Source organism: Streptomyces sp. NPDC101234 (assembly GCF_044767525.1).
GTDB lineage: Bacteria > Actinomycetota > Actinomycetes > Streptomycetales > Streptomycetaceae > Streptomyces > Streptomyces sasae.
In genome coordinates this window covers 108,329-125,931 of record NZ_JBIWOA010000023.1, presented here as the reverse complement: position 1 = coordinate 125,931, position 17,603 = coordinate 108,329, and the positions used below count along the sequence as shown (strand labels likewise).

Sequence of the window (17,603 nt, the reverse complement as noted above, 5' to 3'; positions counted from 1 at the left end):
CAGGACGCTCGTATGACCTCGCTCGAACCTGAACTCAGCCATTTCATAAGGCAGTTGACGGTCGATGTGGATGGAGTGCCCGCCTCGGTGCTGCTCGCCGAGGTGCCCCGCCCGCAGGCCGTGATCGTCGCCCTGCACGGCGGCGCCACCAACTCCGCCTACTTCGACCACCCGGGCCACCCCCGGCTCTCCCTGTTGCGCACCGCGGCCGCCGCGGGCTTCACCGTCCTGGCCCTGGACCGCCCCGGCTACGGCAGTTCGGCCGGGCACGAGGATCGGATGGGCACGCCCGAGCAGCGCACCGACTTCGCCTACGAGGCCGTGGCCGCGCTGCTGGAGGGCCGTGATCTCGGTCTCGGCGTGTTCCTCTGGGCGCACTCGGCGGGGTGTGAACTCGCCGTCCGCATGGCGAGCGACCGGCGGGGCGCCGACCTGCTCGGCATCGAACTGGCCGGGATGGGCCGGGTCCACCACCCCCGTTCGGTACTGGCGATGGAGGAATGGCGGCGCGATCCGACTCGCACCCGGCCCAACCTCCGCCGCGCGCTGTGGGATCCGCCGCACGCCTACCCGCCCGACGTGTACGGCGGCCGGACCATCGGCTCCGCCTCGCCCGCCTACGAAGGGCACCGGGAGAACTGGCAGGAGGAGTTCGCCCGGCTCTCGGGGCAGGTGCCGGTGCCCGTCCACATCACCCTCGCCGAGTACGAACAGGTCTGGGCGAACGGCCCCGAGGGACTCGCAGACCTCGCCTCGATGTTCACCGGGTCGCCCCGCGTCGTAGTGCACGAGCAGGCGGGCGCCGGCCACAACACCAGTGTCGGCCGCACGGCTCTCGCCTACCACCTGCACGTCCTCGCCTTCGTGGAGGAGTGCGCGCTCGGCGTCCAGGCCCTGCCCATCGAGAGGCGGCACCGGGATGGGTGAGGCCTCGGACACGGCCCTGCTGGCCGTGCGCCTGGTGCTGGGCGCGGTCATGGCGGCGCACGGCTGGAACCACTGGCGCGGTCCGGGCGGGATCGGCGGGACCGCGGGCTGGTTCGGCGGCCTCGGCCTGACCCGGCCCCGGCTCCAGGCCTGGCTGAGCGTCCTCACCGAACTCGGCGCGGGCGCCCTGCTCGTGCTCGGTCTGCTGACTCCGCTCGCCTGCGCGGCCGTGCTGTCGGTGATGCTGGTCGCCGGTCTGCTCGCCCACCGGCCCCACGGCTTCTTCGTGTTCAAGGAGGGCTACGAGTACGTCCTCGTCCTCGGCATGCTCGCGGTGGCGCTCGGCGCCTGGGGACCGGGGAAGTACGCGCTCGACACGGCGGCGGACATCACGGTGACCGGATGGGCGGGCGCCGGTCTCGTGCTCGCGGTGGGCGGGGTGGCGACCGCCGGCCTGCTGGCGGTGTTCTGGCGCCCGCGGAAGACGACCTGACGTGAGGAGAGCACCCGTGCGTGTGGGCTTCATCGGACTGGGCAGCCAGGGCGCTCCCATGGCCCGGCGGATCGCCGGGGCCGGACACGAGACGACCCTGTGGGCCCGCAGGTCCGCCACGCTCGCCCCGTTCGCGGACAGCGGCGCCAAGACGGCCGGCTCGCCCGCCGAACTGGCCGCCGCCAGCGACCTGGTGTGCCTGTGCGTGGTCGACGACGCAGACGTGGAACAGGTGGTCACCGGCCCGGACGGGGTCCTCGCCGGGCTGCGCCGGGGCGGGGTGATCTCCGTCCACTCCACCGTGCATCCCGAGACCTGCCGCCGACTGGAGGCACTGGCCCGGGCGAGCGGTGTCTCCTTCCTGGACGCACCGGTCAGCGGGGGCGGCCGGGCCGCCGAGCAGGGCACGCTGCTCGTCATGGCGGGCGGCGATCCCCAGGTCTTCGCCTACTGCCGTCCGGTGTTCGAGACCTACGGCGACCCCGTCGTCCATCTCGGCCCGACCGGCTCCGGACAGCTTGCCAAGATCCTCAACAATCTGCTGTTCACCGCCCAGTTGGGGCTCGCCGCCGATGTCCTCGGTGTGGGTGCCGACCTCGGTCTGGACCGTGTCGCGCTCACCCGGGTCCTGCCCCGTGGCAGCGCGGCCAGTTTCGCCCTGGAACGGGTCGCCGACGCGGGCGGCACCCTCGACCGCATCGCCGCCCACGCGGGCGGACTGCTCGCCAAGGACGTCCGCCTCTTCGCCGACATCGCGGACACGGCCGAGGTGCACGAGGCCGGAACACTCCGAGGGGCTGCGCTGGCAGCCCTGGCCCTGATGGGGAAGTGAGGACGGACTCCGTACGCCCTCTCGCCCTGCCGAGGCGCGCCTGCATAGTGTGGGCGGGCACCTCTCCAACGGCGGAAGGGGCCCAACGTGGTGTCGGCGAGGCGTCAGCAGATCCTGGAAGCGGCCCTGGAGGTCTTCGCCGAACGCGGGTTCAAGGGCACCTCCATCGACTCGGTGGCCGAACGCGCCGGACTCACCAGGCAGGGCGTGCTGCACTACTTCCCGAGCAAGAAGCGGCTGCTCCTCGATCTCCTCGACTTCCGTGAACAGCTCAACCGGGAGCATCTCGCGGGGCGCAGGCTCGGGGAGGACTGGGCCGGCTACTTCGCGGAGGCCGTGGCGTTCGAACTGCACCATCCCTCGCTCGCCACCGTGCAGACGGTGGTCCTCGCGGAGGCCGTCACCGGCCAGGAACCGGCGTGCGGCTACGTCCGTGAACGCAGCCGGTCCCTCCAGGAGCACCTCACCGCCCAGCTCGTCGAGAGATACGGGGACCGGCTGCCCAGCGGACTGGACCCGCGGACCGCCGCGGCCGCCGTGCTCGCCCTCATCGAAGGCGTCCACCAGCTGTGGCTCGTGGACCAGGACGCCGAACGCTACCCCCGGATCGTGCGCGAGGCGCTGACCGTGCTGCTGGGCACCGACAGCGTCCCGGATTCTCAACTGCCGCTGACGAATGGGTAGATGCGGGTGAAGTCGACGCCCGGCTCGGCCGCGGCGAACGCTTCCCAGAGCGCCTCCGTGACGGCGGCGAGGGCCGCGGGCCCGGCCGTCTCGTCCACCTCGCGCAGATAGAGCCGTATGTCCTTGGCCATCAGCGAGTTGCTGAACCCCGAGGCGTAACGGCCGGTCAGCACCTCCTGCGGGAACTTGTCGAGGGTGGCTCCGCTGCGGCCGCTGGACGCGTTGAGCACCTCCAGCAATACGTCCATGTCCAGGCCGGCGGCCTGCGCGAAGGTGACGGCCTCGCTGGCCGCCGCCAGCGCGGTCGCGGCCAGGAAGTTGTTGGCGAGCTTCAACGCCTGCGCCTGCCCGGGACGGTCGCCCACCCGGCGCCTGCGGTCACTGAGACCCGCGAGCACCGGCTCGACATGCGCGCAGGCGTCGTCGGAACCCGCGTACATGACCATCAGGGTGCGCTTGAGCGCCCCCGCCGCGCCGCCCGACACGGGCGCGTCGACGTACGACAGCCCGGTGCTCGCCAGCTGGCGGGCCGCCGAGACGCCCACCGTGGAGGTGTCCACGACGTGGGTGACCCTGCGGTCCCTCGTGGCCAGGAGGTCTCCCACGACGTTCCCGCAGACCGTGCCGTCGGGCAGGCTGAGCACCACCGTGCCGACCGTCCGGGCGACCTCGGCCGGGTTCGGTGCCCAGCGGGCGCCGACCGGGGTGCGGGCCGGGCCGGCGGCGTCGTACGCCACCACCTCGAAGCCCTCGCGCACCAGGTTCGTCGCCAGCGCGCCACCCATGTTGCCCAGTCCGATGAAGCCGACAGGCCGTCGCCCGCTCACACCGCCTCCCGGGCGGCACGGACCTCGCGCAGGACCGCCGACGCCTCGGTCCCGGCCGGGGCGCCGCAGTAGGCGGTCAGCTGGAAGAGGAGCTCGTCGATCTCCGCATCGGTGACCCCGGTGCGCGGGGCCGCCTCCAGATGGATCCGGAAGGCACCCATACGGCCGGTCGCCGCCGTCATCGCCAGCACCAGCAGACTGCGGTCGCGCCTGCTCAGCGGGCCGCCACGGGCCCAGACGCCCCAGGCCGTCGCCGTGACGAAGTCCTGGTACCCGGCCGGCAGGGTGTCCACGGTCGCCGTGCCGTCGTCGCCGATGACCTCGCGGCGTACCGCCCGTGCAGCCTGCTGCCATACGTCGTCGTACATGTGTCATCCCCTCCGTGGGTCAGCCCAGGCTCGCGCTGACGGTCTTGAGCTGCGCGTACTCCTGCAGTGCCGTCAGGCCCTTCTCCCGGCCGTAGCCGCTGTGCCGGTAGCCGCCGAACGGTGTCTCGATCGTGAGCGGACCGCCGTTCACGGCCACCTGGCCGGCCTCGATCCGCTCGGCGAGCCGCAGTCCGCGTGCCAGGTCGCCGCTCCACACCGCGGCGACCAGCCCGTAGTCCGTGCCGTCGGCCAGGGCCAGTGCTTCCGCTTCGTCCCGGAAGGGCAGCGTGACAAGGACCGGTCCGAAGACCTCCTCGCGGGCGATGCGGGCGCGCGGGTCCACCCGGGCGTACACGGTCGGCCGGATGTAGAGTCCGCGTGCCTCGGGCCCCCGCGGGTACGGGCCGCCGCCGGTGGCGGCCGGCACCGGGGCGTCGGCGAGGAAGTCCAGCACCCTGTCGTACTGGGCCTGCGTGATCAGCGGGCCGAAGTCCACACCGGGCCGCAGTTTCTCCACGGCCGTGACCACCCGGTCCACCACCTCGTCGTGCACGGACTCCTCGATCAGCAGTCGCGCGGTCGCCGAGCACACCTGCCCGGAGTTCGCCGCGACAGCCGTCACCGCGGCGGCCGCCGCCCGGTCGAGATCCGCGTCCGCGAACACCACCAGGGGCGACTTGCCGCCCAGTTCGAGTGTGAGCGGGACCAGCCGGCCGCCCGCCACGCCCGCGAGATACCGGCCCGTGGCCACCGACCCGGTGAAGGCCAGGCGCCGTACCCCCGGATGGGCGGCCAGTGCCTCGCCCGCGGCCGACCCGGTGCCGGTGACCACGTTCAGCACCCCGTCCGGCAGGCCGGCGCGGGTGGCCAGCCGGGCCAGGTGCAGGGTCGAGGCCGAGGTGAACTCCGAGGGCTTGGCCACCACCGCGTTGCCCATCGCCAGGGCGGGGGCGAGGGCCCGGCAGGCCTGGTTGAGGGGCAGGTTCCAGGGCGTGATCACGCCGACCACACCGTACGGCTCGTAGCGCGTGTACGTGTGGACGCCCGCCCCCTGCTCGATGACCGTCCCGTGCCCGGCGGCCCGTACCACCCCCGCGTAGTAGCGGAAGTAGGCCGCCGACATGTCGGCCTCCAGCCGCAGCTGCGCGGGGACCTTCCCGGTGCACTCCCGCTCCAGCCGCATCAGCGTCCCGGCGTCGGCCTCGATCGCGTCGGCGATCCGGTGCAGGACCGCGCCGCGCCCGGCGGGCGAGAGGGCGGCCCAGTCGTGCCGGGAGCGCTCCGCCGCACGGACGGCGCGTTCGACGTCGGCCGGGCCGCCCGCCGCGATCTCGTCGCCGGGCAGCCGGGTGGCCGGGTCGAGCGTCGGCAGCCAGGTGCCGTTCTCCGGCGGTTCGGGGCGGCCGTCGATCCAGTGGTCGTGGCGTGTCGTCAAGAGCGTCCTCCACTCGTGAGAGCCGCGATGCCGGTGACACGACCATAGGTTCCATATGCAGAATACGGAAACGCTATTCTCCAAATCAGAGACGATTGTTATCGTGGCGGTGTCGACCGACCGGAGGTTCCCACTCATGGCGCACTTCGCGAAGCCCGCCGAGGGCAGCTGGACCGAGCACTTCAAGATCGGTACGGAGCCGGTCTCCTACGCGGACTCGATCTCACCGGAGTTCTACGAACTGGAGCGGGACGCCATCTTCAGGCGGACCTGGCTGAACGTCGGGCGGGTCGAACAACTGCCCCGCAAGGGGAGTTACTTCACCAAGGAGCTGGACGCGGCCCGCGCTTCCGTCGTCGTGGTGCGCGGCACCGACGGCGAGGTACGTGCCTTCCACAACGTCTGCCGCCACCGCGGCAACAAGCTCGTGTGGGACGACTATCCCCGCGAGGAGACCAAGGGCACCTGCCGTGCCTTCACCTGCAAGTACCACGCCTGGCGCTACGACCTGGAGGGCAAGCTCGCCTTCGTCCAGCAGGAGTCGGAGTTCTTCGGCGTCGACAAGTCGAAGTACGGGCTGCTGGCCGTGCAGACCGAGGTGTGGGAGGGGTTCGTCTTCGTCAACCTCGACCCGGACAACACCACGCCGCTGCGGGACTACCTGGGCAAGTTCGCCCAGGGCATGGACGGCTACCCCTTCCACAAGCTCACCCAGGTGCACAAGTACCGTGCCGAGATCGGCAGCAACTGGAAGCTGTTCATCGACGCGTTCGCCGAGTTCTACCACGCGCCGATCCTGCACTCGGGCCAGTACGTCGCCGAAGAGGCCGCCAAGATCAAGAAGTACGGGTACGAGGCACTGTCGTACGACATCGACGGCCCGCACAGCATGGTCTCCTCCTGGGGCGGCATCGCACCGCCGAAGGAGCGGGTCATGGTCAAGCCCGTCGAACGGGCTTTGCGCAGCGGCCTGTTCGGCGCCTGGGAGGCCCCCGACATCGGCCTGACCACCGAGCAGCTGCCGCCGGCGATCAACCCCACGCGCAGCAAGCTCTGGGGCATGGACTCCTTCGTCTTCTTCCCCAACTTCATGCTGCTGGTCTGGCGGCCGAACTGGGTGCTGACCTACCACTACTGGCCGACGTCCTACAACACCCACATCTTCGAGGGCACCTGCTACTTCGTCCCGCCCGAGAACGCCTTCCAGCGGCTCCAGCAGGAACTCGCGGTGGTGTCGTTCAAGGAGTACGGCCTCCAGGACGGCAACACCCTGGAGGCCACCCAGACCATGCTGGAGTCGCGCACCGTGGACGAGTTCCCGCTGTGCGACCAGGAGGTCCTGCTGCGCCATCTGCACGCCACCGCACGGCAGTTCGTGCGCGCCTACGAGCAGCCGGTGGCACCGGCCCCCGCGTCCTGAGACACCCATCGAGCAGACAGGGAGGGTACAGACATGACCACGGTCTTTCCCGACGGGTTCCACGAGCTGGAACCGTTCGCGGACTGGGCGATCCAGGGCGAGCGCGCCCGCTACGCCAAGCGCGTCGCGAGCACCATGGAGGAGTTGCAGGCCTTCTACGACGTGGCGTTCCCGCTGCTGCAGAAGGGCACCGTGTACCTGGAGCAGGTCGCAATGGAGGGGATCGGCGAGCAGGACAAGCGGCTGCTGTGGGCGTTCTGCTCACTGGTGACCATCGCCTTCCCGGTGGAGGCCTGGGGACAGCCGAGGGTCCCGGACAGCGGGCCCGCCAGCATCAACGCCGTCGTCGAACCCGCCGTGTGATGGCGGGGCGGGAGACGACACCGCCGCCGCCCGTGCTCCTGCGGGCGGCCCGGCTGCTCGACGTCGACAAGGGTGAACTCGTCGAGCCGGGTGAGGTGCTGGTGGTCGGCGAGCACATCGCCGAGGTCCAGCCGAGTCGGCTGCCCGAGGGCACGGTCGTGCACGACCTCGGGGACGTCACCCTGCTGCCGGGCCTGATGGACATGGAGGTCAACCTCTTCCTCGGCGGCCCCGACCACCGCAGCCCGCTGATCTCCGTCCAGGAGGACCCGGCGCTGCGCACCCTGCGCGCGGTCGCCAACGCCCGCCGCACACTGCACCGCGGCTACACGACCGTACGGAACCTCGGTCTGTTCGTGCAGACCGGGGGCGTGCTGCTGGACGTGGCCCTGAAGAAGGCCATCGACCTGGGGTGGGTGGAGGGACCGCGTGTGGTGCCGGCCGGGCACGCGATCGCGCCGACCGGCGGGCACCTGGACCCGACCATGTTCCAGGCGTTCGCCCCCGGGGTGCTGCCCCTGACCGTGGAGGAGGGCATCGCCAACGGCGTGGCGGAGGTGCGCAAGGCGGTCCGGTACCAGATCAAGTACGGGGCCCAGGTCATCAAGGTCTGCGCCTCCAACGGTGTGATGTCGCATACCGGCCCGGCGGGCGCCCAGCAGTACTCCGACGAGGAACTGCGCGCCATCGTCGACGAGGCACACCGGGCGGGCGTGCGGGTCGCCGCCCACTGCATGGGGGACTCGGCGATCCGCGCCGCCGTCGAGGCCGGCATCGACTGCATCGAGCACGGCTTCCTGGCGAGTGACGGCACGCTGGACCTGATGGTGGAGCGTGGCACCTTCCTGGTGGCCACGACCTACCTCACCGAGGGCATGAACACCGACCACGCGGACCCGGCCCTGCGTGCCAAGGCCGCCGAGGTCTTCCCCCGTGCCCGTGAGTCCACCGCGCGTGCCATCCAGCGGGGCGTCAAGGTCGCCCTCGGCACCGACGCGCCCGCGATCCCGCATGGCAAAGGCTCCCTGGAACTACTCGCCCTCGTCGACCGGGGCATGCGGCCGCTCCAGGCCCTGCGTGCCGCGACCACGGTCGCCGCCGAGCTGATCGGTGCCGTCGACCGGGGCGGACTGCGGCCGGGCCTGCTCGCCGACGTCATCGCCGTACCCGGCGACCCGCTCGACGATCTGTCCGTCACGGGGCGGGTGTGCTTCGTGATGAAGGGCGGCCGGGTGCACCGCGACGACACGCGGGGATCCTGACCGCCGTACGGAACCGTGACCGCCGGTCGGCACCGCGTCGAACAGGAGGGGGCGACGCGGCGCCGGCCGGCGGTTTCCGGGCGTCAGGGACGGCCGTGCCGGTCCGCGAGAGGCCGGACAGGCGGACGGCATCGGCGGCACGGTGGGTATCCGTGCCGCCGATGCCGTCCGCCGCGCCGTGCCCTTCAGGTCCGCTGCGGTGAGACCAGGCCGTTCGAGCACCAGACGCGCAGGAACGCCGCCGTGGCCTCCAGCTGCCTGAGTCCCTGGGCGGAGGAGTCCTCGTAGATCCGCATGTCGACCTCGACCCCCGAGTGCGCCGCCCGGGTCGCGAGGGACAGGGTGTCGTCCAGGAGCATCTCCGTGCCCGCCGCGTGCAGTTGGATCGGCGGCAGGCCGTGGAGGTTGCCGTGCAGAGGGCTGAGCAGTGGGTGGGTGCGCAGTGTCGGGCCCGCGTACGCGGCCGCCCGGACGGACAGGGCCTCGGCGTCCACCGTACGGTCGGCGGCCGCGTTGAGCAGCAGGCTGGACGCGTCCAGCGTGAAGTCCAGCAGCGGTGACGACAGCACCGCGCAGGACGGCGGAGTCGCCCCCTCGTCGCGCAGCCGCAGCAGCAGACCGGCGGCGAGGGCACCGCCCAGCCGCTTGCCGGCCACGGCTACGGGCCCTCGGTCGCGGCAGTGCTGCCAGGCGGCGTACACGTCCTCCAGGGCCTCCGGGAAACGGAGCCGGTAGCGGGCGCACACGACCGCGTAACCGGTGTGCCGGGCCAGTTCGCGGGCCGTGGGCAGGGCGTCCTGCGGGGTGCCGGCGAGCCGTGGGTCGCCGTGCAGATACAGCACCGTCTGCTCTACGGGCGCGCCCTCGGGCCGTACCTCCGGTCCGAACGGCCCTTCCTCGAGGTGGATCTCACCTGCCACGGGACATCACCTTCTCCGCCGCCTGCCAGTGTTCGTCGGCCACCCAGAGCCGGGCGAAGGCCGCCGCGGCCTCGTGCGACGGCCGGGTCCGGGTGGTCAGGTTCTTGATCTCGCGGGCCTGCGCGGTGGCGAGCGAGCAGGCCACCTCCCGCCAGCCGTCGGCGAACTGGGCGCGGGGCAACACCAGGTCCACCAGCCCCAGCCGCTCGGCCTCGGCCGCGTCCAGGACGCGCCCGGTGCCCGCCAGCAGTAGCGCCCGGCCCGGCCCCACCAACCGGGCCAGGCGCTCGGCGCCACCCCATGCGGGCACGATGGCGAGCTTGGTCTGGTTGAAGCCGATGCGGACGTCGGCGGCGGCGATGCGGATGTCGGCGGCGACCGCGACCTCCGCGCCGCCCCCGAAGGCGTGCCCGTTGAGGGCCGCCACCACCGGCCCGGGGAAGGCGGCGATCCGGTCGCACAGTGCCCGCATCCGCAGCGCCATCCCGGCCGCCTCGTCCTCGGTGCGCAGCCGCGCCAGCTCCTTGAGGTCGCCGCCGGAGACGAACGCCTTGTCGCCTGCGCCGGTCACCACCAGCGCCCTCGCCCCCTCGGCCGCGTCCAGGGCCTTGTCCAGTTCGCCCATGGTGGCCGGGTCGATCGCGTTGCGGGCGTGCGGGCGGTCGATGGTGAGGACGGCCAGGCCGTCCTCGATTTCCAGGTCAACCATGCGTGGCCTTCCGGTCGAACGGGCGGGTGCCGATGGTCCGGCGGTGTCAGTCCTCGTAGACGACGGTCACCTCGGCGGTAGTGGGTTCGGCCTGGCAGGTGAGCACATAGCCCTCGGCGATCTCGTCGGCGTCCAGGGCGTTGTTCACCCGCATCTTGGCCTCGCCGTCGGTCAGCCGTGCCATGCAGGTGGCGCAGTCCCCGGACTCGCAGGAGAAGGGCGGGGTGAAACCCGCCCGGCGCGCGCTCTGCAGCAGCGTCTCGCCGACGCGTTGCGGCACGGTACGGCGCTGTCCGCGCAGGGCGACGGTGACGGTGCCCGGGACGGCGCCGGCTGACGTCTCCTCGGAGGGCGCCGGGACGGCGTCGGCGGGCGTCTCCTTGAAGGGCGCCGGCGTGAACCGCTCGACGAAGATCCGCTCTGCGGGCGTCCCGGCGGCCGTCAGGGTGCTCTCGACCAGTGCCATGAACGGCTCGGGTCCGCAGATGTAGTGGTCCGCGTCGCCGTCGGCAAGGGCGCGTATCTCCTCGGCTCCGACCAGTCCGTCCCGGTCGTCGAGATGGTCGTGGAGCCGGAGCCGGCCGGGATGGCGTGCTGCGAGGGCGTCCAGGGCCTCGCGGAAGATCGCCGATCCCGAGCTCTGATGTGCCGTCAGCAACCGGACACTGCGAGGTGTTGTCGCCAGTGCGCTCTTGACGAGGGAGAAGACCGGTGTGATGCCGCTCCCGCCGGCGTATCCGACCAGTGGCCGCTTCGCCGCATCCGCGCGCAGGCAGAAGGAGCCGCCGGGCCGGGTGGCTTCGAGCGTGTCGCCGGGCCGCAGGTGAGTGTGCAGCCAGCCGGAGACCAGACCGCCCGGCACCCGTTTCACCGTCACGCACAGCTCGCCGTCGGTGTCGGGTGAGGACGACATCGAGTAACTCCGCAGCGTCCCGCACACCTTGAAGGTCAGGAACTGTCCGGCTCGGTAGGGGAACGGCGCGTCGAGGGCGAAGGTGCGCGTGTCCGGCGTCTCGTCGACGATCCGGGTGATCCGCACCGGATGGAAGCCATGGTCCCGTGCCATGTATGGAACTTACCTTCTCGCTATGGGAGAGTGCAATTCTCCTACAGGTGCAATGGCGACTGCGACGAGGAGAACCCCTGCCATGCCGACGACCTTCCTCGGTGCCCTGCGGCCGCTGCCGCCCGAACTGTCCGCGCGCTACGAGGCGGAGGGCTGGTGGACCCGCGAGACCCTCGGTGAGCTGCTGGCCACCGGACTGGCCACGGCCGGGGACGTGGAATTCCGTGTGCACTCCGAGGTACGGCCGTGGGCGGGGACCTTCGCCGATGTCGAGCGGGTGGCGCGGCGGCTGGCCGCCGGGCTTCGGGCGCGTGGGGTGGGCCCCGGCGACGTCGTCGCCATGCAACTGCCCAACTGGATGGAGGCCGCTGCCGTGTTCTGGGCCTCGGCCTTCCTGGGCGCGGTGGTCGTACCGGTCGTCCACTTCTACGGACCCAAGGAGGTCGGCTACATCCTGCGGGCCGCCCGCCCCAAGGCGTTCTTCGCGGCCGAGCGATTCGGCAGGTCCGTGTTCCACCCGGAGCTGTGCGCGGATGTCCCGGTCGTCGGGGTCGTCGGCCGCGACTTCGACGCGCTGCTCGCCGACGAGCCGCTGGCCGGCGTCCTTCCCGCCGACCCCGACGCCCCCACCCTGATCGCCTTCACCTCCGGCACCACCCGGGACCCCAAGGGCGTGATCCACAGTCACCGGACCCTCGGTTGCGAGACCCGCCAGCTGGCCGCGAGCTATCCGCCGGACCGGGGGCGGCAGTTCACCGTGGCGCCGGTCGGCCACTTCATCGGCATGATCAACGCCTTCCTCATCCCCGTCCTCGACGGCACCCCGGTCAACCTCGGCGACACCTGGAACCCCGCCCAGGCCCTCGCGCTGATGCGGACCGAGGGGCTGACGGTCGGCGGGGGAGCGACGTACTACATGACGAGCCTCCTCGACCACCCCGACTGCACACCCGAGCACATCGCGCACCTCAAGTACGCGGGTCTGGGCGGTGCTTCCGTGGCCTCCGCCGTGACGACCCGGCTGGAGTCCCTGGGGATCGGCGTCTTCCGCGCCTACGGCTCCACCGAGCACCCCTCCGTGACCTGCACCCCCTATGACGGTCCCGCCGCCAAGCGGCTGCACACCGACGGACTCCCGCTGCCCGGCGTGGAGTTGAGGCTGGCCGAGGACGGCGAGATCCTCACCCGCGGCCCGGACCTCTGCCTCGGCTACACCGACCCCGACCTGACCGCCGCCGCCTTCGACGAGGACGGCTGGTACCGCACCGGTGACATCGGCGTGCTCGACGCCGACGGGTACCTGACCATCACCGACCGCAAGGCCGACGTCATCATCCGCGGCGGCGAGAACATCAGCGCCCTGGAGGTCGAGGAGGTGCTGCTCGGCCTGCCCGGGGTGGCCGAGGCCGCCGTGGTGGCCGTCCCCGACCCGCGCCTGGGAGAGCGGGCCGCGGCCGTGCTGCGCATGCGTCCCGGCTGGTCCGCACCGGTCCTGGCCGAGATGCGCGTGCACTTCCAGCGGGCCGGCCTCGCCCGGCAGAAGTGGCCCGAGGAGATCCGCACGGTCGACGACTTCCCCCGTACGCCGAGCGGAAAGGTCAAGAAGTTCGAGCTCCGTCGGCACATTGCCACTACCGCACAGTGAGAATACGATTCTCAAGATTGGTGAAGGAGGATCTCATGCCCTCTCGCGCGCTCGCGTATCCGCTCTTCGACGCGGACAACCACCTCTACGAGACGCAGGAAGCGCTCACGAAGTACCTGCCCAAGGAGTACGACGGAGCCATCGAGTACGTGACCGTCCGGGGCCGCACGAAGATCGCGATCCGTGGCCGGATCAGCGAGTACATCCCCAACCCCACCTTCGAGGTGGTCGCCCGGCCGGGCGCCATGGAGGAGTACTTCAAGGTCGGCAACCCGACCGGCAAGACCCGGCGGGAGATATTCGGCGAGCCGATGCACTCCGTGCCCGCCTTCCGGGAGCCGGCCCCGCGCCTGGAGCTGATGGACGAACTGGGCATCCAGCGCAGCCTGATGTTCCCCACCCTCGCGAGCCTCATCGAGGAGCGCATGAAGGACGACCCGGAGCTGATCCACGCGGTCATCCACGCCCTCAACGAATGGCTGCACGACACCTGGTCCTTCACCTACAAGGACCGCATCTTCACGGTGCCCGTCATCACCCTCCCGATCGTCGAGAAAGCGATCGAGGAGCTGAACTGGGTGGTGGAGCGGGGCGCCCGCGCCATCCTGGTCCGGCCCGCGCCCGTGCCCGGATTCGGTGCCACGCGTTCGTTCGCGCTGCCGGAGTTCGACCCGTTCTGGAAGCGGGTCGTCGAGACCGGTGTGCTGGTCGCCTTCCACTCCTCCGACAGCGGCTACGCCCGCTACGCCAACGACTGGGAGGGCAACCAGCGTGAGTTCCTGCCCTTCAAGCCCAACGCGTTCCGCCAGGTCATCGAGTGGCGGCCGATCGAGGACGCGGTCTCGTCGCTGATCTGCCACGGCACGCTCTCCCGCTTCCCGGAGCTGAAGGTCGCGGTGATCGAGAACGGCGCCTCCTGGGTGGAACCGCTGCTCGGCCGGCTCGTGGACGTGCACAAGAAGATGCCCCACGAGTTCCACGAGGACCCGGTCGACGCGTTCCGGCGGAACATCCACATCAGCCCGTTCTGGGAGGAGGACATGGCCCGGCTCGGCGACCTCATCGGCATCGAACGTGTCCTGTTCGGCTCCGACTACCCCCACCCGGAGGGCCTGGCCGACCCGGTCACCTACGTCGACCACCTGGCCAAGCTGACCGAGGCCGACAAGGCCAGGGTCATGGGCGGCAACCTCGCCCGGCTGATCGACGCATGACCGCGCCGATGCCGTGGCGCAGCATCCCCGAACCGCCCTGGCGCAGCATCCCCGAGCTGGTGCGCAGCGCCGCCGACCGGTTCGGGGACGCGGAGGCCGTGGTCGACGGTGAACTGCGGCTCACCTTCGCCGACTTCGCCGACCGGGTCCGGCGCACCGCCGGGGCGTTCGCCTCGGTGGGCGTCGGACCCGGCGACCGGGTCGCGGTGTGGGCGCCGAACTCGGCCGAGTGGGCCCTCGCCGCGTTCGGCGCGCTCACCGCGGGAGCGGTGCTGGTCCCGGTGAACACCCGGTTCCGGGACGAGGAGGCCCACGACATCGTCGTCCGCAGCGGCGCCAGGATGCTCTGCGTCCAGAACGGCTTCCTGGACCGGGAGTTCAGCGGTCCGCCCGGTGTCCCCGTCATCGACCTGAGGGCGGACGGGTTCCTGGGCTCCGGGGAGCCGCTGGAGCGCGAGGTCGGTGCGGACGACGTCGCCGACATCATCTTCACCTCCGGCACGACCGGCCGCCCCAAGGGCGTGATGACCACCCACGGCCAGACTCTCCGCGCGTACTCCGAGTGGTGCGAGCTGGCCCAACTCCGGCAGGGCGACCGCTATGTGATCGTCAACCCGTTCTTCCACATCTTCGGCTACAAGGCGGGCCTCGTCGCCTCGATGATCCGGGGCGCGACCGTGCTCCCGGTCGCCGTCTTCGACCTGGACCGCGTCCTGGACCTGGTGGAGCGGGAGCGGGTGACGATCCTGCCGGGCCCGCCCACGCTGTACCACTCCCTGCTCCAAGCCGGCGCTGGGCACGATCTGTCCTCGCTCCGGGTCGCGGTGACCGGCTCCGCCGACATCCCCGTCGAACTGGTCCGCCGTATCACCACCGAACTGCCCTTCACCCACCTCATGACCGGCTACGGCCTCACCGAGGCCGGCACCGTCACCGCGTCCCGGCCCGGCGACCCGTACGAGGCCGTCGCCACGACCGTGGGCAGGCCCTGCGAGGGCTTCGAGGTGCGCCTCGGAGAGGACAAGGAGGTCCTCGTACGCGGCTACTCCGTCATGCTCGGCTACCTCGACGACCCCGAGGCCACCGCCGAGGCCATCGACACTGACGGCTGGCTGCACACCGGGGACCTGGGCGAGATCGACGGGGACGGGCGGCTGAGGATCGCCGGCCGCAAGAAGGACATGTTCATCGTCGGCGGCTTCAACGCCTACCCGGCCGAGATCGAGGGTTTCCTGCTCCGGCACCCGGCCGTCGCCCAGGCCGCCGTCATCGGCGTGCCCGACGCACGCATGGGCCAGGTCGGCAAGGCGTTCGTGGTGCCGCGCGGCACGGTGACGGAGGCCGAGCTGATCACCTGGGCCAGGGAGCGGATGGCCGGCTTCAAGGTGCCCCGGCAGGTCGAGTTCCGCACGGAGCTGCCGCTGAACGCCACCGGCAAGGTGATGAAGGACCAGTTGTCATGACCGACGAACCCCGCACCGCGTCCGGCATCCCCCTCAAGCCGGTCTACGGCCCCGACGACCTGCGCGCCCAACCCCCGGACCCCGGCACCTTCCCCTTCACCCGCGGCAACTACCCCACCGGCTACCGCGGCCGCACCTGGACCCTGCGCCAGTACTCCGGCTTCGGCACCCCCGAGGAGTCCAACCGCCGCTACCGCTACCTCCTCGACCAGGGCGGCACCGGCCTGTCGGTGGCGCTCGACCTGCCCACCCAGTGCGGCTACGACTCCGACGACCCGGAGTACACGGACGAGGTCGGCCGCGTCGGAGTCGCCCTGGACACCCTCGCCGACGCCGAGATCCTCTTCGACACGATCCCGCTGGACCGGATCAGCACCAGCTTCACCATCAACGGCACGGCGGCCGTCCTGCTCGCCTTCTACGTCGCCGCCGCCGAGAAACGCGGCATCCCGCGCGCCAAACTGACCGGCACCATCCAGAACGACATCCTCAAGGAGTACGCCTCGCGCGGCACCTGGATCTGGCCGCCCGAGCCGTCGCTGAGGCTGATCGCCGACACCATCGAGTTCTGCGCCGCCGAGGTGCCCCGCTTCAACGCGATCTCGGTCGCGGGCGCCCACTTCCGGGACGCGGGCGCCAACGCCGTACAGGAGATGGCGTTCACCCTTGCGGACGGGGTGACGTACTGCGAGACGGTGCTGGAACGCGGCCGTATGACCATCGACGAGTTCGCCCCGCAGATCTCCTTCTTCTTCTACACCCACGGCGATTTCTTCGAGGAGATCGCCAAGTACCGCGCCGGGCGCCGCCGTTGGGCGTCCATCGTGCGCGAGCGGTTCGGCGCGCAGACGGACAAGGCGTGCATGTTCCGCTTCGGCTGCGTGGCCGGCGGGGCCTCGCTGTACGCGCCGCAGGCCCGCAACAACACCGTGCGGGTCGCCTACGAGGCCCTCGCCTCCGTGCTCGGCGGCGTGCAGTCGATGTTCACCGCCGCCTGGGACGAGCCGTTCGCGCTGCCCAGCGAGGAGTCGGCGACGCTCGCCCTGCGCACCCAGCAGATCCTCGCCCACGAGACGGGCGTGGCGAGGGTGGCCGACCCGCTGGGCGGGTCGTACTTCGTGGAAGCGCTCACCGACGCCAGCGAGGACCGCATCGCCGGAATCATGGCCGATCTGGAGGCGCACGGCGGAATGGTCCGCTGTATCGAGGACGGCTATCTGCAAGGGCTGATCGCGGACGAGGCCTGGCGGTCGCACCAGGAGGTCGATTCCGGGCTGCGGCCCGTCGTCGGCGTCAACCGCTTCACCGCCGAGGAGCCCTCGCCCGACCTGGCCACCTACGAACTCGACCCGGAAGGGCGGGAACGGCAGCTCAAGCGGCTCGCCCAGGTCAAGGCCGAGCGCAGCGCCGCCGACGTACGGGCTCGGCTCACTGAGCTGAAACGGGCCGCCGAAGGAGACACCAATCTCATGGACCCCTTGATCGCCTGCGCCGACGCCTACTGCACGGTCGGCGAGGCGGCCGGCGCCTTGCGCGAGGTGTGGGGCGAGTTCCGGCAGCCGGTGGTGTTCTGATGACCGCGCCGGTGCGGGTCCTCGTCGCCAAACCCGGGCTCGACGGGCACGACCGTGGAGCCAAGCTGGTCGCGCGCGGACTGCGGGACGCCGGGTTCGAGGTGGTGTTCACCGGCATCCGGTGGCGGGTGGCGGACATCGTCGCCACCGCCGTCCAGGAGGACGTGGCCGTGGTCGGTCTGTCGATCCTCTCGGGCGCCCATGTCACGCTGACCCGCCGTACTGTCAGCGGGCTGCGCGCGGCGGGGGCCCACGACATCCCCGTCGTGGTCGGCGGCACGATTCCCGCCGCCGACGTGGCGCTGCTGCGGGAGGCCGGAGCGGCCGCCGTGTTTCCCACCGGCACCCCGTTGAACGCCATCGTCGCGGACATCCGCGCACTGACCGTCCAGGAGGGCTGA

Annotated in this window: 18 protein-coding genes; 12 read left to right on the top strand and 6 right to left on the bottom strand. The window is 71.4% G+C overall.

Translation table 11 applies throughout. The features are described from left to right. Window positions 1-12 precede the first annotated feature (12 nt). From ACIRR9_RS35270 to ACIRR9_RS35255, 4 genes are all read left to right on the top strand, one after another. Window positions 13-927 (top strand): alpha/beta hydrolase, encoded by a 915-nt coding sequence (locus ACIRR9_RS35270; protein ID WP_403760454.1) that lies wholly within the window; start codon window positions 13-15, stop codon window positions 925-927. Further along, complete coding sequence (locus ACIRR9_RS35265; protein ID WP_403760452.1) at window positions 920-1,420, top strand: DoxX family protein; 501 nt, start codon at window positions 920-922, stop codon at window positions 1,418-1,420. Before ACIRR9_RS35270 ends, ACIRR9_RS35265 begins: the two co-directional genes overlap by 8 nt. Before the next feature lie 16 nt (window positions 1,421-1,436). Beyond that, window positions 1,437-2,252, top strand: coding sequence for an NAD(P)-dependent oxidoreductase (locus ACIRR9_RS35260; RefSeq protein ID WP_403760450.1), 816 nt, complete (start codon window positions 1,437-1,439; stop codon window positions 2,250-2,252). 87 nt (window positions 2,253-2,339) lie between these two features. Next, on the top strand, window positions 2,340-2,936 hold the full coding sequence (locus ACIRR9_RS35255) for a TetR/AcrR family transcriptional regulator (RefSeq protein WP_403760449.1): 597 nt from the start codon (window positions 2,340-2,342) through the stop codon (window positions 2,934-2,936). Here the strand turns inward: ACIRR9_RS35255 and ACIRR9_RS35250 are convergent. Genes ACIRR9_RS35250 through ACIRR9_RS35240 form a run of 3 tightly spaced genes read right to left on the bottom strand, consistent with a single transcriptional unit; the run spans window position 2,912 to window position 5,566 of the window. After that, window positions 2,912-3,763, bottom strand: coding sequence for an NAD(P)-dependent oxidoreductase (locus ACIRR9_RS35250; protein WP_403760446.1), 852 nt, complete (start codon window positions 3,761-3,763; stop codon window positions 2,912-2,914). The genes ACIRR9_RS35255 and ACIRR9_RS35250 overlap by 25 nt on opposite strands. Next, on the bottom strand, window positions 3,760-4,131 hold the full coding sequence (locus tag ACIRR9_RS35245; protein ID WP_403760444.1) for a carboxymuconolactone decarboxylase family protein: 372 nt from the start codon (window positions 4,129-4,131) through the stop codon (window positions 3,760-3,762). Before ACIRR9_RS35245 ends, ACIRR9_RS35250 begins: the two co-directional genes overlap by 4 nt. 19 nt (window positions 4,132-4,150) lie before the next feature. Then, a complete protein-coding gene (locus tag ACIRR9_RS35240; protein WP_403760441.1) occupies window positions 4,151-5,566 on the bottom strand; it encodes an aldehyde dehydrogenase family protein in 1,416 nt (471 codons plus the stop codon). A gap of 136 nt (window positions 5,567-5,702) precedes the next feature. Here ACIRR9_RS35240 and ACIRR9_RS35235 point away from each other — a divergent pair, with 136 nt between their 5' ends. From ACIRR9_RS35235 to ACIRR9_RS35225, 3 genes are read left to right on the top strand one after another with little or no spacing between them, the layout of a single operon-like run. Continuing rightward, window positions 5,703-6,986, top strand: a complete 1,284-nt coding sequence (locus ACIRR9_RS35235; protein WP_403760438.1) for an aromatic ring-hydroxylating dioxygenase subunit alpha — start codon at window positions 5,703-5,705, stop codon at window positions 6,984-6,986. A 33-nt stretch (window positions 6,987-7,019) separates the two neighbouring features. Then, on the top strand, window positions 7,020-7,349 hold the full coding sequence (locus tag ACIRR9_RS35230) for a hypothetical protein (RefSeq protein ID WP_403760435.1): 330 nt from the start codon (window positions 7,020-7,022) through the stop codon (window positions 7,347-7,349). Further along, window positions 7,349-8,611, top strand: a complete 1,263-nt coding sequence (locus ACIRR9_RS35225; protein WP_403760433.1) for an amidohydrolase family protein — start codon at window positions 7,349-7,351, stop codon at window positions 8,609-8,611. Before ACIRR9_RS35230 ends, ACIRR9_RS35225 begins: the two co-directional genes overlap by 1 nt. A gap of 185 nt (window positions 8,612-8,796) precedes the next feature. On the opposite strand, the gene ACIRR9_RS35220 is transcribed toward ACIRR9_RS35225, so the two are convergent. Genes ACIRR9_RS35220 through ACIRR9_RS35210 form a run of 3 tightly spaced genes read right to left on the bottom strand, consistent with a single transcriptional unit; the run spans window position 8,797 to window position 11,306 of the window. Then, window positions 8,797-9,531, bottom strand: coding sequence for an alpha/beta hydrolase fold domain-containing protein (locus tag ACIRR9_RS35220; RefSeq protein ID WP_403760430.1), 735 nt, complete (start codon window positions 9,529-9,531; stop codon window positions 8,797-8,799). Beyond that, a complete protein-coding gene (locus ACIRR9_RS35215; protein WP_403760427.1) occupies window positions 9,521-10,240 on the bottom strand; it encodes an enoyl-CoA hydratase/isomerase family protein in 720 nt (239 codons plus the stop codon). The genes ACIRR9_RS35220 and ACIRR9_RS35215 overlap by 11 nt, the downstream gene beginning before the upstream one ends. 46 nt (window positions 10,241-10,286) lie before the next feature. Continuing rightward, window positions 10,287-11,306, bottom strand: a complete 1,020-nt coding sequence (locus ACIRR9_RS35210) for a 2Fe-2S iron-sulfur cluster-binding protein (RefSeq protein ID WP_403760424.1) — start codon at window positions 11,304-11,306, stop codon at window positions 10,287-10,289. 82 nt (window positions 11,307-11,388) lie between these two features. Here ACIRR9_RS35210 and ACIRR9_RS35205 point away from each other — a divergent pair, with 82 nt between their 5' ends. Genes ACIRR9_RS35205 through ACIRR9_RS35185 form a run of 5 tightly spaced genes read left to right on the top strand, consistent with a single transcriptional unit; the run spans window position 11,389 to window position 17,603 of the window. Continuing rightward, window positions 11,389-12,951, top strand: coding sequence for an AMP-binding protein (locus ACIRR9_RS35205; RefSeq protein ID WP_403760421.1), 1,563 nt, complete (start codon window positions 11,389-11,391; stop codon window positions 12,949-12,951). A gap of 35 nt (window positions 12,952-12,986) precedes the next feature. Next, complete coding sequence (locus tag ACIRR9_RS35200; protein ID WP_403760418.1) at window positions 12,987-14,165, top strand: amidohydrolase family protein; 1,179 nt, start codon at window positions 12,987-12,989, stop codon at window positions 14,163-14,165. Next, entirely contained in the window at window positions 14,162-15,628 is a 1,467-nt protein-coding gene (locus ACIRR9_RS35195; protein WP_403760415.1) for a FadD3 family acyl-CoA ligase, read from the top strand. The genes ACIRR9_RS35200 and ACIRR9_RS35195 overlap by 4 nt, the downstream gene beginning before the upstream one ends. Next, a complete protein-coding gene (locus tag ACIRR9_RS35190) occupies window positions 15,625-17,202 on the top strand; it encodes a methylmalonyl-CoA mutase family protein (RefSeq protein WP_403760412.1) in 1,578 nt (525 codons plus the stop codon). The genes ACIRR9_RS35195 and ACIRR9_RS35190 overlap by 4 nt, the downstream gene beginning before the upstream one ends. After that, the gene (locus tag ACIRR9_RS35185; RefSeq protein WP_403760410.1) at window positions 17,202-17,603 is read left to right on the top strand and encodes a cobalamin B12-binding domain-containing protein; all 402 of its coding nucleotides are present in this window, start codon (window positions 17,202-17,204) and stop codon (window positions 17,601-17,603) included. Before ACIRR9_RS35190 ends, ACIRR9_RS35185 begins: the two co-directional genes overlap by 1 nt.

Bases quoted from the DNA above. Each gene is read 5' to 3' on its own strand.
- ACIRR9_RS35235 (WP_403760438.1), top strand. From the start codon at position 5,703: ATGGCGCACTTCGCGAAGCCCGCCGAGGGCAGCTGGACCGAGCACTTC.
- ACIRR9_RS35270 (WP_403760454.1), top strand. From the start codon at position 13: ATGACCTCGCTCGAACCTGAACTCAGCCATTTCATAAGGCAGTTGACG.
- ACIRR9_RS35215 (WP_403760427.1), bottom strand. From the start codon at position 10,240: ATGGTTGACCTGGAAATCGAGGACGGCCTGGCCGTCCTCACCATCGAC.
- ACIRR9_RS35190 (WP_403760412.1), top strand. From the start codon at position 15,625: ATGACCGACGAACCCCGCACCGCGTCCGGCATCCCCCTCAAGCCGGTC.
- ACIRR9_RS35265 (WP_403760452.1), top strand. From the start codon at position 920: ATGGGTGAGGCCTCGGACACGGCCCTGCTGGCCGTGCGCCTGGTGCTG.
- ACIRR9_RS35230 (WP_403760435.1), top strand. From the start codon at position 7,020: ATGACCACGGTCTTTCCCGACGGGTTCCACGAGCTGGAACCGTTCGCG.
- ACIRR9_RS35195 (WP_403760415.1), top strand. From the start codon at position 14,162: ATGACCGCGCCGATGCCGTGGCGCAGCATCCCCGAACCGCCCTGGCGC.
- ACIRR9_RS35185 (WP_403760410.1), top strand. From the start codon at position 17,202: ATGACCGCGCCGGTGCGGGTCCTCGTCGCCAAACCCGGGCTCGACGGG.
- ACIRR9_RS35210 (WP_403760424.1), bottom strand. From the start codon at position 11,306: ATGGCACGGGACCATGGCTTCCATCCGGTGCGGATCACCCGGATCGTC.
- ACIRR9_RS35245 (WP_403760444.1), bottom strand. From the start codon at position 4,131: ATGTACGACGACGTATGGCAGCAGGCTGCACGGGCGGTACGCCGCGAG.
- ACIRR9_RS35225 (WP_403760433.1), top strand. From the start codon at position 7,349: ATGGCGGGGCGGGAGACGACACCGCCGCCGCCCGTGCTCCTGCGGGCG.
- ACIRR9_RS35205 (WP_403760421.1), top strand. From the start codon at position 11,389: ATGCCGACGACCTTCCTCGGTGCCCTGCGGCCGCTGCCGCCCGAACTG.
- ACIRR9_RS35200 (WP_403760418.1), top strand. From the start codon at position 12,987: ATGCCCTCTCGCGCGCTCGCGTATCCGCTCTTCGACGCGGACAACCAC.